This window comes from Paracoccus sp. S3-43 (genome assembly GCF_029027965.1).
Classification (GTDB): domain Bacteria; phylum Pseudomonadota; class Alphaproteobacteria; order Rhodobacterales; family Rhodobacteraceae; genus Paracoccus.
In genome coordinates this window covers 1,585,745-1,599,031 of sequence record NZ_CP119082.1, presented here as the reverse complement: position 1 = coordinate 1,599,031, position 13,287 = coordinate 1,585,745, and the positions used below count along the sequence as shown (strand labels likewise).

Sequence of the window (13,287 nt, the reverse complement as noted above, 5' to 3'; positions counted from 1 at the left end):
CTGTCGATGCAGGGCATGAGCGAGCGCCAGTACGCCGCGCATGTCGGGCTGTCGCGGGGCGCGATCCAGAAGGCGAAGACGGCCGAGCGGCTGGTCCTCTATCCCGACGGCAGCATCAACGCGGCCGCCAGCGACGCCCGGCGGGCGGAAACGACGGACCCGTCGAAGACGAGGAAACCGCCCGCGCCGAGGCTGAAGCCCGTCCCCGAGGCGGCGGTTGCCGCTGTCGGCGACACGCTGCGCGAACAGGGACTGGCGGTCCCGGCCGTCGGGGGCGGCACGACCTTCCTGCAGGCCAAGACGGCGAACGAGGTGCTGAAGGCGCAGGAGCGGCGCATCCGGCTGCAGAAGCTGAAGGGGGAGCTGATCGAGCGCGCCCGCGCGCTGGCGCTGGTCTTCCGCCTGGCGCGGGAGGAACGGGACGCCTGGGTCAACTGGCCCGCGCGCGCCGCGGCGCTGATGGCGGCCGAGCTCTCTGCCTCGTGCAGCGACGCGACGGGCCAGCAGATCACCGTGGAGCCCGCCGCGATGCAGAAGGTCCTGGAGAGACATGTACGCGCCCACCTCGACGAACTCGCCGAGGTCCGGCCCGATTTCCGGTGACGATGACGCACTGACGGACTTCGACGGCGCGGGCGAGATCCTGCGCGCCTGGGGCAACGGGCTGCGGCCCGACCCCGACCTGACCGTTTCGGAATGGGCGGACCGGCACCGGATGCTGTCGGGCCGCGCCTCGGCCGAGCCAGGGCGGTATCGCACGGTACGCACGCCCTACATGCGCGAGATCATGGACCGGCTGAGCCCTGGCGATCCCACGCAGCGGATCGTGTTCATGAAGGCCGCGCAGGTCGGCGCGACCGAGGCGGGCAACAACTGGATCGGCTTCGCGATCCATCAGGCGCCGGGGCCGATGCTGGCGGTCCAGCCGACCGTGGAACTGGCCAAGCGCAATTCGCGGCAGCGGATCGATCCGCTGATCGACGAGAGCCCCGAGCTGCGGGAGCGGGTGAAGCCCGCCCGGTCCCGCGACGCGGGCAACACCATGCTGTCGAAGGAGTTCGCGGGCGGCATCCTGATCATGACCGGGGCGAACTCGGCGGTCGGGCTCCGCTCGACCCCGGCGCGCTACATCTTCCTCGATGAGGTCGACGCCTATCCGGCTTCGGCCGACGAGGAAGGCGATCCGGTCACGCTGGCAGAAGCGCGGTCGCTGACCTTCGCCCACCGGCGCAAGGTGCTGCTGGTCTCGACGCCAACGATCCGGGGGCTGAGCCGGATCGAGCGCGAGTATGAGGCCAGCGACCAACGGCGGTTCTTCGTGCCGTGCCCGCATTGCGGTGCGATGCAGTGGCTGAAGTTCGACCGGTTGCGCTGGCAGAAGGGCCGCCCGGAGACGGCGGAGTATCACTGCGAGGGCTGCGACGCGGCAATCGCGGAGCACCACAAGACGGCGATGCTCGAGTGCGGCGAGTGGCGCGCGACGGCGAGACCAAGCGATCCGGCCACGGTCGGCTACCACCTCTCGGCGCTCTATTCGCCGGTGGGCTGGCTCAGCTGGCAGCGGGTCGCGCGGGCGCATGAGGCGGCACGGGGCAGCGACGAGGCGATGCGGGCGTTCCGGAACACCATTCTCGGCGAGACCTGGATGGAGACCGGCGAGGCGCCCGACTGGCAGCGGCTGGCGGACCGGCGCGAGCCATGGCCCGCGGGCACCGTGCCCGAACGCGGGTTGTTCCTGACCGCGGGCGCCGACGTGCAGAAGGACCGGATCGAGGTCGATGTCTGGGCTTGGGGCCGCGGTCTCGAAAGCTGGCTCGTCGACCACCTCGTGCTCGAGGGTGGCCCCGGCGATCCGGGCTGCTGGCAGCAGCTGACCGAGTTGCTCGGGCGCACATGGGAACACGCCTCCGGCCAGCCGATGACGCTGGCGCGGCTCGCGATCGACTCCGGGTTCGAGACCAGCGCCGTCTATGCATGGTCGCGGCAGGTGGGCTTCGCGCAGGTGGCGCCCGTGAAAGGCGTCGAGGGCTTCACCCGGACGAGCCCGGTAACGGGGCCGACCTATGTCGATGCGACCGTTGCCGGCAAGCGGCTCCGGCGCGGGGCGCGGCTCTGGACCGTCGCCACCTCGACCTTCAAGGCCGAGACCTACCGCTTCCTTCGGCAGGAGCGGCCAGCGGCAGAGGAACGGGCCGAGGGCGCGGTCTTTCCGGCCGGCACGATCCACCTGCCGGACTGGGCGGCCAGCGAATGGCTGAAGCAGCTGACCGCCGAGCAGCTGGTGACGGTCCGCACGAGGCGCGGCTTCTCCAGGCTCGAATGGCAGAAGCTGCGCGAGCGCAACGAGGCGCTCGACACCCGCGTCTACGCCCGTGCCGCCGCATGGATCCTCGGGGCGGATCGCTGGCCGGAGGCACGCTGGGCCGATCTGGAAGCGCAGCTGGGCGTGTCGGCCGCGGATGCGACAATTGCGGACAGCCCGCTGGCGAGGCCGGCCGCGCCTCGACGAAGCCCGCAACGCCGGACCGTGCACTCCAGTTACATGAGGTGATCCATGGCCACGGCCGCAGAACTCCGTGCCCGCCGCGAGGCACTGGCCGTGCAGCGCGCCTCGGGCGTGGCGCGGGTCAGCTACGACGGCAAGACGGTGGACTATCGCAGCGTCGCCGAGATCGACCGGGCCATCGAGGCGCTGGACCGCGAGATCGCGGCGGCCGAGGGGCGCCGCATCGTGCGGCAGGTGCGCGTGACGACGGTGAAGGGGCTCTGACTCCATGGGCCTCTTCGACCGCTTTCGCCGCCCATCGCCGGGCAGCGCTGGACCAGCGGCGGTGCGCGCCCGCCTCGAGGGCGCCATGGCGAAGCGCCGCCTGCGCGGCTGGAACCCGCCGCTCGAGAACATCAACGCGCTGGTCGCCTCCGGCGGCCCGCGGCTGCTGGCGCGTTCGCGCGAACTGGTGGTCACCAACGGTTACGCGGCGAATGCCTGCGAGGCGTTTGCGTCAAACCTCGTCGGAGACGGCATCAAGCCATCCTCGCTGATCGAGGATGCGGCGGTTCGCGACTACGTTCAGCGGCTCTGGCTCGCCTGGACCGACGAGGCCGATGCCGACGGGCTGACCGACTTCTACGGCCTGCAGGCCATGGTGGCGCGCGAGATGTTCGTGGCGGGCGAATGCTTCGTCCGCCTGCGCCCGCGCCGGGCCGAGGACGGGCTCATGGTCCCGCTGCAACTGCAGCTGCTGCAGTCGGAGATGCTGCCCTTCGAGAAGACGGAGGTGCTGCCATCGGGCAGCCGTATCCGCTGCGGGATCGAGTTCGACAGCATCGGCCGCCGCGTGGCCTATCACTTCCGCCGCCGTCACCCGGGCGACAGCACCGATCAGGGCGGCCGGGTCATCGGCGACGTGATCCCGGAGACGGTGCGCGTACCCGCCGCGGATGTGCTGCACATCTATCGGCCCATCGACGCCGGCCAGATCCGGGGGCTGCCGCATGTCGCACCGGCGATGGTGCGGCTGTTCCTGCTCGACCAGTATGACGACGCCGAGCTGGACCGGAAGAAGACCGCGGCGATGTTCGCGGGCTTCATCACCAAGACCGCCCCGGAAGAGCCGATGCTGGGCGAGGTCGAAGCGGACCTCAATGGCGCGGCCATCGCCAGCCTCGAGCCCGGGACGATGCAGGTGCTGCTGCCAGGCGAGGACGTGAAGTTCTCCGCGCCCGCCGACGTGGGCGGCGGCTACGAGGCGTTCCAGTACCGGACGCTGCTCGCGGTCTCCGCCTCGCTGGGGCTGCCGTATCACCTGGTCACCGGGGATGTCCGGCAGGCGAACTATTCGAGCCTCAGGGCGGAGCTGGTCGAGTTCCGGCGCCGCATCGGCCAGCTGCAGCATGGCGTGATCGTGCACCAGCTCTGCCGGGCGGTCTGGCGGCGATGGCTGGAGGCGGCCGCGCTCTCCGGCGCGCTCGGTCTCGACGATCCCGCGGCGGCGCGGCCGGTGCAGTGGATCCCGCCGCGCTGGGACTGGGTCGATCCGCTGAAGGACATCCAGGCACAGGTGCTGGCGATGGGGGCGGGCATCACCTCGCGCCGCAAGGTGGTCGAGGCCACCGGCTACGACATCGAGGAAGTGGACCGCGAGAACGCGGCCGATGCGGCACGCGCCGCGGCGCTCGGTCTCAGCTACCGCACCGGCTCCGGCGAGACGCAGGGGGCACGGGCGACGCCCGCGACGCAGCCGGATCCCGGTGATGGGGCCCGCGAGCATGAGCACGGCGACGCCGCTGCGACCGAGTCCGCCACCGAACAGGAGTGAGAGCATGGCAAGCTGGTATGCGATCCGCGCCCGGGCCACCGGCGCGGAAGTGGCGATCTATGACGAGATCGGGGCCTGCGGGGTCTCGGCCAAGGGGTTCCTTGCGGAACTCGGCGCGCTGCCCGAGGGCACGCCCATCGATCTGCGGCTCAACAGCCCCGGCGGCTCGGTCTTCGACGCCGTGGCGATCCACAACGCGCTGAAGCGGCATGCGGGCACGGTCACCGTCTGGATCGACGGCGTCGCCGCCTCGGCGGCCTCCTATGTCGCCATGGCGGGCGACGAGATCGTCATGCCGGAAAACGCCTTCCTGATGATCCACGATCCCGCGGGGCTCGTGATGGGCACCGCCGCCGACATGCGGGCCATGGCCGAGGCGCTGGACAAGGTGGGTGGCAGCCTTGCTGCCGGCTATGCCGCCAAATCCGGCCAGTCGATCGACGAGATCGCGACGCTGATGGCCGCCGAGACCTGGCTGGATGCGCGCGAGGCGCTGGCGCTCGGCTTTGCCGACCGGCTTGCCGAACCGGTGCGGATCGCTGCGCGCTTCGATGTCGCGCGCTTCCGCAACGCGCCGCCGGCGCTGGCCGAAGCGGTCGCGGCTGCAACCGACAGCGGCGACGACAACGATGGTGACGACAACGACGGCGCCGGCACCGGCACCGATGCCGCCGAGACCACCGGCGCTGCCGCGGAGAGCGATGAGGCCTCTGGCGCCGGGGAAGAAGAGATCGGCGACACCGACGCCGAGCAGCCGCCGGTCGGGACGCCACCACCCGGCGGCGCACCGCCCGATCCCGCGGCGATCCGCGCCGAGGCCATCTCGCACGCCCGCGCCGTCGTCGACCTCTGCCGCCTTGCCGGACAGCCGCGGATGGCCGGCCGCTTCCTCGATGAGGACGCCGGCCTCGACCACGTCCGCGCGGCGCTCCTGGCCGCGAAAGCCGAGGCTGAGCCCGAGATCGCCGGCCATCACGCGCAACCGGGCCGCCCATCGGGCACCCGCCCCTGGAGCGAGATCGTCGCCCGCACCTTCAGGCTGAAAGGATGACTCATGACCACGCTCACCGAAACCCCGCACGCGGGCGGCTTCCTCGTCTGGGAGGCGTTCCGCGACTACACCCGCGAGACCATCACCATTGCAACCGGCACGCTCGATCCCGGCACCGTGCTGGGCAGGATCACCGCCTCCGGCAAATACGCCGCCCACGATCCCGCGGCCGTCGACGGCACCGAGACCGCCGTCGCGGTGCTCTGGGGCAAGGCGGATGCGAGCGCGGGCGATGCGCCTGCCGTCGCCGTGGTCCGCGGCCCCGCGATCGTCAACCGCCATGACCTCGTCTTCGCGGGCACCCTCAGCGCAGCCGAGATCGCGGCCGCCCATGTGGCGCTCCTCGCCGCGGGCATCCTCGTCCGCTGATCTCCGCCAGCGGTCCCACAAAATCCATGCACCGGAGGCATTCCCATGGCCACCATGGACATCTTCGAAGGCGATGCCTTCACCATCATCGAACTCACCCGCGCGCTGGAAAACATCCCCTTCCGGCCCGCGATCCTGTCGGGCGCTGGCCTGTTCTCGCCGCGTGGGGTGCGGTCCCGCACCGTCGTGATCGAGAGCCGCGACGGCACCCTCTCGCTGATCCCGTTCTCCGAACGCGGCTCGGCGTATGAACAGCAGGTACCCGAGCGGCGCGAGATGCGCGCTTTCGTCTGCCGCCAGTTCAAGAAGCAGGACGTGCTCTGGGCCTCCGAGATCCAGGGCATCCGCGACTTCGGCTCGGAAACTGCGGCCCAGCAGGTGCAGAGCGAGGTCGCGCGCAAGCTCGGCCGCCTGCGCCAGGATGCCGAGGCCACCTTCGAGTACCACCTGCTGAACGGCATTCAGGGCATCGTGAGGGATCCGAAGGACGGTGCGACGGTGATCAGCTACTTCACCGAGTTCGGCATCACGCCCAGCCCCGAGATCGACTTCGACCTCGACAATGCGAGCCCGACCTCGGGTGCGCTCCGGAAGCGCTGCCAGGCGCTGATCGAGGACGTCGAGGCGTCGATGGGCGGGCTTGCGGCAGGTGCGGTGCAGGTGCGCGCGGAATGCGGCTCGGCCTTCTTCGCCGATCTGGTGGCCCACAAGGAGGTGCGCGAGACCTATCTCAACACCGCTGCCGCAGCCGATCTGCGCGGCCGGGTGGCCGACGAGGTCAGCTTCGGCGGCATCACCTTCCGGCGCTACCGCGGTGGCGCGGGCTTCGGCGTGCCGACCGACAAGGCATTCTTCTATCCCGAAGGCGTCGAGGGGCTGTTCGAGATCTACCACGCCCCTGCGGACACCTTCGAGACGGTGAACACGCTGGGTCTGCCGCTCTACGCCCGCACCATCCCCGATCGGGATCGTGACGAATGGGTGCGGCTGGAGATCGAGAGCAATCCACTGCCGATCTGCACCCGGCCGCAGGTGCTGCGCTCGGCCCGGCGCACGTGATGTCCGCCTTTGCCGCTGCTGTCGACACGTTCTTCGCCGACCCGAACATCGGCCGGGATGCGGTCTATATCGCCGACGGCGGCGCGCCCCTGCTGGTGCGCGTCGTCGCCCGGCGGGCCGATGCCGTCACCGACCTCGGCGATGCGAGGCTCTGGTCCGAGACCACCCGGATCGACCTGCGCGTCGTCGAGGTGGCGGACCCACGCCCCGGTGACCGCGTCGAGATTTGCCACGAGGCCTTCCTCATCGAGGGCGAGCCGGTCCGCGACCGCGAACGGCTCGTCTGGACCGTCGATCTGAGGCCTGCATGAAGCTCGGCGTCAACATCATCGGCGACATCGCCCGGATCATGGAGACTGAGACCCGTGCCGGCGAGAAAGCCGTCACCACGGCGATGCGCGACGCCGGGAGCGGCCTCAAGACCGCCTGGCGCGCGCAGATCACCGGCGCGGGTCTCGGGGCGCGGCTCGCCCGCACCATCCGCTCGGAGCAGTTCCCGAAAGGCCGGGACAGCCTGAACGCCGCCGCGCTGGTCTGGTCGAAGGCTCCGGTCATCGTCGGCGCTCACGACACCGGCCCGCTGATCCGCTCCAAGGACGGGTTTTGGCTGGCGATCCCCACAGCCGCAGCCGGCAAGTCCCTCCGGGGTGGCCGGATCACCCCCGGCGAATGGGAGCGTCGCACCGGCCTGCGCCTGCGCTTCGTCTATCGGCGCACCGGACCGAGCCTGCTCGTGGCCGAGGGGCGGCTGAACACGAAAGGGCGCGCAGTGGCGTCGCGCTCGAAGACCGGCCGGGGGCTCACCACCGTGCCGATCTTCCTGCTGGTCCCGCAGGTCAGGCTGAAGAAGCGGCTGGACCTCGCGCGGGATGCGGAGCGGGCGCGAGATGCCGTGCCGGGGCTGATCGTGACGAATTGGGCTGGGGGCGGGTTTCCGGAATGAACTTGGCTGGCCAAGTCCCCATCACCCTTACAGACTGATGGGGGTGCTCCTGGCAAGCTTGATGTCCATCCGCTCAGCGTGCGCCAAGTTGATAACGACCGTATGGCCGAATGGATCGACACTGCTCGGCGCGACCAAGACATCCGACTGACCACGCCTAATCCAGTCGTCTCCTACTTGTCTTGAAGCCTCATAAGAATCATCAATCAGGATTTTCGAACGATCCCTCGGAAGGATCTCTGCAAGCGCTGAGACCCTAATTTCATGAAGAACAAAGTTTTTAAGAGAGTTGAGTGGTAAATGCGGACGAAGCTCTTCGATGGCCGTGAGAATGCTGTCCGATGTGTAGAGAAGGCGTGGACCGGGAGAGTTCCATCTACCACCGAAGCGAGAAGGCCCAAGACCATCTAAAGGATCGTATCGGGGGTGCGCAAGACGATAGACCCTGACGTCAATGTTCGTGATGCCTGCTGCGACAGTAATCATCTGTCCAACGGCTGGGGCTAGAATCGCATGTGGGTAGATTGGGTCAAGCCTTTCGGGACCTCGCTCTGGAAGAAATACAACCATCCTCTGGCCGAGCGCAATGGCAGTGTTCTCAATCACACCAATGTACGGCCGTGCATATTCAATACCGGCTCTAATTGGTGGTGACCAAAAATCAATGAGCCCGCTTATGCCCGGAGGCACAACAATGATTGCGATCAGAAGGCCGCGACGCGATTTCCACATCCACTTTTCGAGCCCCACTGTGCCAGCAATCCTCTCAAGCCACGACTCTCTTTCGACTACCTCTTCGGCACTCGGGATACGGTTAATAATCGGAACGTTCGCGCCAAATCGGCGCCGCAGCTCATCGACCTCTTGGTTGCTCGGTGCCAAGCAGCGCTTCCCTAAATCGAGTTGAGCACGCCTAAGACCTCGCTGTCCGAGCGTTTCGTCAGTCAAATTAGCCGATGATTTATCCCATGTCCCCCCGCGAAACCATCGTTGCCGCGCTGCACGCGCGGCTCTCGGCGCTGTCCGCCACCGCCCTGCGCGGCGAGGTGCTGCCCGAACGCGTGCCGGCCGCAGGTCTCCTGATCCTGCGCGACGGGGAGCCGGGGGAGCCGGAGGTCACGCTGTCGCCGCTCCGCTATCACTACCAGCACCGCGCCGAGATCGAGGCGGTCGTGCAGGGCGCGGCCCGGGACACGGCCTTCGACACGCTCTGCGCCGGCATCGGCGCGGCGCTTGCCGCCGACCGCACGCTGGGCGGGCTTTGCGACTGGGTCGAGGCTGAGGCACCGCAGCCGGTCGATCTGCCCGTCGCCGGGGCGGCCAGCCTGAAGGCGGCCGTGATCCCGGTCGTCCTGCATTATTCCACAGCCGACCCGCTCGGCTGATCCACTTCGACAAGGAGACCGACATGGCACGTGCCCAAGGGGCGCGGGCGCGGATGGCGCTCGCGTTCGAGACGACCTATGGAACGCGGCCAGCCGGCGGTTTCACTCGGATGCCGTTCGCCAGCACCTCGCTTGGAGCAGAACAGCCGCTGCTGAACTCGGAGCTTCTGGGCTACGGCCGCGATCCGCTGGCGCCGGTCAAGGATGCGGTGACAGCCGATGGCGACGTCGTGGTGCCGCTCGACGCAGAAGCGTTCGGCTTCTGGCTGAAGGCGGCGTTCGGCGCGCCGACCACGACGGGAAGCGCGCCGGGCCCGTTCACCCATACCTTCCAGTCCGGCGCCTGGACGCTGCCGAGCCTCTCCATCGAGACTGGAATGCCCGAGGTGCCGCGCTACGCCATGTATTCCGGTGTGGTGCTGGACCAGCTCAGCTGGCAGATGCAGCGCTCGGGCCTGCTGACCGCGACCGCGCTACTGGTGGCGCAGGGCGAGACGGTTGCCACGACCAGCAGCGCCGGCACACCGGCCGAACTGGACCTGATCCGTTTCGGGCATTTCAACGGCGCGATCAAACGCAACGGCACCGCCTTGGGCAACGTGATCTCGACCGAGATCACCTATGCCAACAATCTCGACCGGATCGAGACCATCCGCGCCGACGGCATGATCGACGGCGCCGATCCCTCGATTGCCGCGCTGACCGGCCGGACAGAGGTGCGCTTCGCCGACAGCACGCTGGTGACGCAGGCGATCAGCGGCACGCCCTGTGAACTGGAATTTTCCTACACGCTCGTCTCCGGCGAAAGCCTGACCCTCGCCGTCCACGCCGTATATCTGCCCCGCCCGCGCATCGAGATCGGCGGGCCGCAGGGCATTCAGGCCAGCTTCGACTGGCAGGCCGCCCGCGACGCCACGCTCGGGCGGATGTGCACCGTCACTCTCGTCAACGACATCGAGGAATACTGACCATGATCCGTCTCGAGCTTTCCGGCGACCCAAAATGGCTCGATCTTGGGGCCGGCCTGCGTCTGCACGTCCTGCCCGTCACCACCGCGATCATGGTCGCCGCGCGCAACGACCCGGCCATCGAGGCGCTACCCGAAGGGGCCCGGCAGGAGGACATGGCGCTGGCAATGGCCAAGGCCGTCGCCCGCCGCGTGGTCACCGGCTGGGAGGGCGTCGGCGATGCCGACGGCAGGCCCGTTCCCATCACGCCGGAAGGCATCGACGCCCTTCTGGACATCTGGCCGGTGTTCGAAGCCTTCCAGGCCCACTGCCTCGCGCCGCATCTGATGCTGGAAGCGGAAAAAAACGCCTCCACGCTCTCGCCGACTGGCACTTTGGCGGGGGCGACGCCTACTGCAAAGCCTGCGAGCCCTGCGAGGGCCGCGAACAAGCGTGCCCGGACTGCCCGGCGCGGCTGAACCGGCCCCTGACGTTTGAGGGCTGGCAGGTCTGGGATCTGGCGCAGCGCCTGACCGGACAGCTTCGCCTCGCGAGCGGCATGGGCGGCGCCACGGTGCTTGGCTGGGACATGACGGCGGCGATCGCCATGGCGCGGGCGCTCGGGATGGATCCGCTGATCGCTGCCGAATGCCTGCCCGAGATCGAGGCCGTGATGGTCCGCAAGCTCAACGAACAGATGGCGTCAGGCGACCGGTCCTCGCCGGGGCCGGAGCGATGAACCGGGCCCACAAGCCTCGATCCCTTCGTCAGGAACACTGATCCATGCCCCAGAAGAAGGTCTCCGTCCGCCTCGTCGCCGAGGGCGGGCGCCAGGTGAAGGCCGAGTTCCAGGGGATCGGCGACGCCGGCGAGGCAAGCTTCAGGCGCATCGAGCGGCAGGCTGATGTCACCGGCGCGGTGCTGCGCCGCCTTGCCGGCATCGTCGCCGGGGCACTGTCGGTTCGGCAGATCGTGGCCTATGCCGACAGCTGGACCGATCTGCGCTCGCGTGTCGATCTCGCCACCGGGTCGCAGGAGCGTGGTGCGGCGGTGATGGAGCGCCTCGCCGCCATGGCGCGGCGGACCTATTCCGGGATCGAGCAGACGACCGAGTCCTGGCTGGCCAACGCCACCGCACTGCGCGAACTCGGCCTTTCCACCCGCGAGAGCCTCGATTTCACCGAGGCGCTGAACAACGCCATGGTGGTCTCGGGCGCCAAGGGCGAGCGTGCCGTCTCGGTGCAGACCGCGCTGGCCCGCGCCATGGCACTGGGAAAGCTCTCGGGCGACAACCTCAACACCGTGATCGCGCAGGGCGGGCGCGTCGCGCAGCTCCTCGCAGCGGACCTCGGCACCACCGTCACTGGGTTGCGGCAGGCGGGCGCCGAGGGCCGCATCACCGGCGCGGTGATCCAGACGGCGCTGATCGGCAATCTCGAGCGGCTGCGCGAGGAAGCCGACGGCATGCCCGCCACCATCGGCGACGCCTTCACGCTGATCGGCAATGCCGCGATGCAGCTTGTCGGGACGTGGGATCAGGTGTTCGGGGCCTCGTCGCTGGTGGCCACGGCGCTGATCGCGGTGGCCGACAACATGGAACGCCTCGCCGCCATCGGCATCGCCTTCGCCGGCTTCATGGCCGGGCGCTGGGTCGCGGCGTTCCTCGCCGCCCGTGTCGCCACGCTGACGCTTTCCGGCGCATTGACCGTGCTGCGGGGCGCCATCGTGCGCACCGGCATCGGCGCCCTGATCGTGCTGGCGGGCGAACTGATCTACCAGCTGATGAATGTCGTGCAGAAGGTGGGCGGTTTGGCCGAGGCCTTCCGCCTCGTTGCCGAGTTCGCGGCCGAGGCATGGAACCGCATGGGACTGCGCCTCGACGCGGTGATGGCCCGCATCGGCGCCGCCTGGGAGGGGCTGAAGGCGACCATCTTCACCCTGCTCGACGAAACCGTCAGCGGCGTGGTGAGCTTCGGCGACCGCAGCATCGCAGTGTTTCAGGGTGCCTATGACGGTGCCGTGGCGATCTGGGGCAGCCTGCCCGGCGCCATCGGCGACTTCGCCTTCCAGGCCGCGAACGGCCTGATCTCGGGCGTCGAGGCAATGCTGAACGGCGTTGTCAGCCGGATCAACAGCTTCATCCGCGGGCTCAATGCCGCGCTGGAGCTGCTGCCTGACTGGGCGGTCGGCGACGGCGGGGTGCGGATCGGCACGCTCGATCCGGTGGCGCTGGGGCGGGTCGCGAACCCGTTCGAAGGGGCGGCGACAGCGGCCGGCACTGCGGCGGCCGATGCTTTCACCGCCGCCATGGGCCAAACCTATGTCACCGCGCCCGACACCGGACTGGGCGCGATGGCCGAGGCCGCGCGCGGACGTGCCGATGCTTATCGCGAGGCGGCGGGCATACTCTCTGACGCGGCCTCGCGGCCGATGGCCAGCTGGCAGGCGCTGAAGGATGCGGTGACCGGCACCGGTGACGAAGCCGGGGATGCGCTCGAGGATGCGACGGGCAGCGCCCTTGAGTTGGGCGATGCGCTGGACGGCGCGACCGGTGCCGCGGGTCGCGCCGGCGCCGCCGGTCGGCAGGCCGGGGCGGAGGCGGCTGCGGGGGCGGAAACGGCCGTCACCGGCTGGGCCGCCGTCAGCGCCACGCTCGCCGATTATGCCGCCAAGGCGCGCGAGATCGGCGGCGATATCGGCAATGCGCTGGTCGGCGCATTTCAGGGTGCCGAGAACGCCGTCGGCGAGTTCGTGAAGACCGGCAAGCTGAGCTTCCGCGACCTCGTGACCTCGCTCATCGCCGATCTGGCGAAGCTCGCGGCGCGGCGATTTATCCTCGGTCCCATCGCCAATGCGCTCTCCGGTGCGCTGAGCGGTGCGGGCGGGATCTTCGCCGACGTCCTGCATGCGGGCGGTGTGGTGGGCGCACCGGGTTCCGGCCGCATGGTCCCGGCACTCGCCTTTGCCGGAGCGCCCCGCATGCATTCCGGCGGCTGGGCGGGCCTCAGACCCGACGAGGTGCCCGCGATCCTGCAGCGCGGCGAGCGCGTGCTCTCGCGCCGCGAAGCCGCGGGCTACGGCGGGGCAAGCGCGCCTACGGTCCACGTCACGATCAACGCGCGGGATGCCGAGAGCTTCCGCCAATCCCGCACACAGATCGCGGCCGATATCGCCCGGGCAGTTTCGCTCGGGCGAAGGGGGATGTGAGGAGCAG

The 13,287-nt window shown here is 69.3% G+C and carries 15 protein-coding genes; 14 read left to right on the top strand and 1 reads right to left on the bottom strand.

Going from position 1 to position 13,287, the window contains the following annotated elements:
* The first annotated feature begins 6 nt into the window (after positions 1–6).
* From PXD02_RS08285 to PXD02_RS08245, 9 genes are read left to right on the top strand one after another with little or no spacing between them, the layout of a single operon-like run.
* Complete coding sequence (locus PXD02_RS08285) at positions 7–603, top strand: hypothetical protein (protein WP_275106320.1); 597 nt, start codon at positions 7–9, stop codon at positions 601–603.
* Complete coding sequence (locus PXD02_RS08280) at positions 551–2,551, top strand: phage terminase large subunit family protein (protein ID WP_275106319.1); 2,001 nt, start codon at positions 551–553, stop codon at positions 2,549–2,551. Before PXD02_RS08285 ends, PXD02_RS08280 begins: the two co-directional genes overlap by 53 nt.
* A gap of 3 nt (positions 2,552–2,554) precedes the next feature.
* Entirely contained in the window at positions 2,555–2,770 is a 216-nt protein-coding gene (locus PXD02_RS08275) for a phage head-tail joining protein (RefSeq protein WP_114077109.1), read from the top strand.
* A gap of 4 nt (positions 2,771–2,774) precedes the next feature.
* Entirely contained in the window at positions 2,775–4,319 is a 1,545-nt protein-coding gene (locus PXD02_RS08270; RefSeq protein WP_114077108.1) for a phage portal protein, read from the top strand.
* A 4-nt stretch (positions 4,320–4,323) separates the two neighbouring features.
* Positions 4,324–5,370 (top strand): head maturation protease, ClpP-related, encoded by a 1,047-nt coding sequence (locus PXD02_RS08265; protein WP_275106318.1) that lies wholly within the window; start codon positions 4,324–4,326, stop codon positions 5,368–5,370.
* 3 nt (positions 5,371–5,373) lie between these two features.
* Positions 5,374–5,739 carry a head decoration protein gene (locus PXD02_RS08260; protein ID WP_272857924.1) on the top strand — a complete coding sequence of 122 codons (366 nt, stop codon included), beginning with the start codon at positions 5,374–5,376 and terminating at the stop codon, positions 5,737–5,739.
* Positions 5,740–5,784: 45 nt separating this feature from the next.
* Positions 5,785–6,798: a major capsid protein gene (locus PXD02_RS08255; RefSeq protein WP_275106317.1), complete on the top strand. Its 1,014-nt coding sequence runs from the start codon at positions 5,785–5,787 to the stop codon at positions 6,796–6,798.
* Positions 6,798–7,109: a head-tail joining protein gene (locus tag PXD02_RS08250; RefSeq protein ID WP_275106316.1), complete on the top strand. Its 312-nt coding sequence runs from the start codon at positions 6,798–6,800 to the stop codon at positions 7,107–7,109. The genes PXD02_RS08255 and PXD02_RS08250 overlap by 1 nt, the downstream gene beginning before the upstream one ends.
* On the top strand, positions 7,106–7,741 hold the full coding sequence (locus tag PXD02_RS08245; RefSeq protein WP_275106315.1) for a DUF6441 family protein: 636 nt from the start codon (positions 7,106–7,108) through the stop codon (positions 7,739–7,741). The genes PXD02_RS08250 and PXD02_RS08245 overlap by 4 nt, the downstream gene beginning before the upstream one ends.
* 27 nt (positions 7,742–7,768) lie before the next feature.
* Here PXD02_RS08245 and PXD02_RS08240 read toward each other — a convergent pair whose 3' ends face one another.
* Positions 7,769–8,623: an RES family NAD+ phosphorylase gene (locus tag PXD02_RS08240; RefSeq protein WP_275106314.1), complete on the bottom strand. Its 855-nt coding sequence runs from the start codon at positions 8,621–8,623 to the stop codon at positions 7,769–7,771.
* An 86-nt stretch (positions 8,624–8,709) separates the two neighbouring features.
* Between PXD02_RS08240 and PXD02_RS08235 the strand changes: the two genes are divergently transcribed.
* The 5 genes from PXD02_RS08235 to PXD02_RS08215 all read left to right on the top strand — a co-directional run bounded on the left by PXD02_RS08235 (position 8,710) and on the right by PXD02_RS08215 (position 13,280).
* On the top strand, positions 8,710–9,126 hold the full coding sequence (locus tag PXD02_RS08235) for an acyl-CoA transferase (protein ID WP_275106313.1): 417 nt from the start codon (positions 8,710–8,712) through the stop codon (positions 9,124–9,126).
* A gap of 23 nt (positions 9,127–9,149) precedes the next feature.
* Entirely contained in the window at positions 9,150–10,094 is a 945-nt protein-coding gene (locus PXD02_RS08230; RefSeq protein WP_275106312.1) for a phage tail tube protein, read from the top strand.
* A gap of 2 nt (positions 10,095–10,096) precedes the next feature.
* Positions 10,097–10,552, top strand: coding sequence for a hypothetical protein (locus PXD02_RS08225; protein ID WP_275106311.1), 456 nt, complete (start codon positions 10,097–10,099; stop codon positions 10,550–10,552).
* Between the two features lie 80 nt (positions 10,553–10,632).
* On the top strand, positions 10,633–10,812 hold the full coding sequence (locus PXD02_RS08220; RefSeq protein ID WP_275106310.1) for a DUF7697 family protein: 180 nt from the start codon (positions 10,633–10,635) through the stop codon (positions 10,810–10,812).
* Positions 10,813–10,856: 44 nt separating this feature from the next.
* Positions 10,857–13,280, top strand: coding sequence for a tape measure protein (locus tag PXD02_RS08215; RefSeq protein ID WP_275106309.1), 2,424 nt, complete (start codon positions 10,857–10,859; stop codon positions 13,278–13,280).
* The last annotated feature ends 7 nt before the right edge of the window (positions 13,281–13,287 follow it).

Bases quoted from the DNA above. Each gene is read 5' to 3' on its own strand.
- PXD02_RS08285 (WP_275106320.1), top strand. From the start codon at position 7: ATGCAGGGCATGAGCGAGCGCCAGTACGCCGCGCATGTCGGGCTGTCG.
- PXD02_RS08265 (WP_275106318.1), top strand. From the start codon at position 4,324: ATGGCAAGCTGGTATGCGATCCGCGCCCGGGCCACCGGCGCGGAAGTG.
- PXD02_RS08270 (WP_114077108.1), top strand. From the start codon at position 2,775: ATGGGCCTCTTCGACCGCTTTCGCCGCCCATCGCCGGGCAGCGCTGGA.
- PXD02_RS08245 (WP_275106315.1), top strand. From the start codon at position 7,106: ATGAAGCTCGGCGTCAACATCATCGGCGACATCGCCCGGATCATGGAG.
- PXD02_RS08250 (WP_275106316.1), top strand. From the start codon at position 6,798: ATGTCCGCCTTTGCCGCTGCTGTCGACACGTTCTTCGCCGACCCGAAC.
- PXD02_RS08260 (WP_272857924.1), top strand. From the start codon at position 5,374: ATGACCACGCTCACCGAAACCCCGCACGCGGGCGGCTTCCTCGTCTGG.
- PXD02_RS08230 (WP_275106312.1), top strand. From the start codon at position 9,150: ATGGCACGTGCCCAAGGGGCGCGGGCGCGGATGGCGCTCGCGTTCGAG.
- PXD02_RS08280 (WP_275106319.1), top strand. From the start codon at position 551: ATGTACGCGCCCACCTCGACGAACTCGCCGAGGTCCGGCCCGATTTCC.
- PXD02_RS08235 (WP_275106313.1), top strand. From the start codon at position 8,710: ATGTCCCCCCGCGAAACCATCGTTGCCGCGCTGCACGCGCGGCTCTCG.
- PXD02_RS08220 (WP_275106310.1), top strand. From the start codon at position 10,633: ATGGGCGGCGCCACGGTGCTTGGCTGGGACATGACGGCGGCGATCGCC.
- PXD02_RS08275 (WP_114077109.1), top strand. From the start codon at position 2,555: ATGGCCACGGCCGCAGAACTCCGTGCCCGCCGCGAGGCACTGGCCGTG.
- PXD02_RS08255 (WP_275106317.1), top strand. From the start codon at position 5,785: ATGGCCACCATGGACATCTTCGAAGGCGATGCCTTCACCATCATCGAA.
- PXD02_RS08225 (WP_275106311.1), top strand. From the start codon at position 10,097: ATGATCCGTCTCGAGCTTTCCGGCGACCCAAAATGGCTCGATCTTGGG.
- PXD02_RS08215 (WP_275106309.1), top strand. From the start codon at position 10,857: ATGCCCCAGAAGAAGGTCTCCGTCCGCCTCGTCGCCGAGGGCGGGCGC.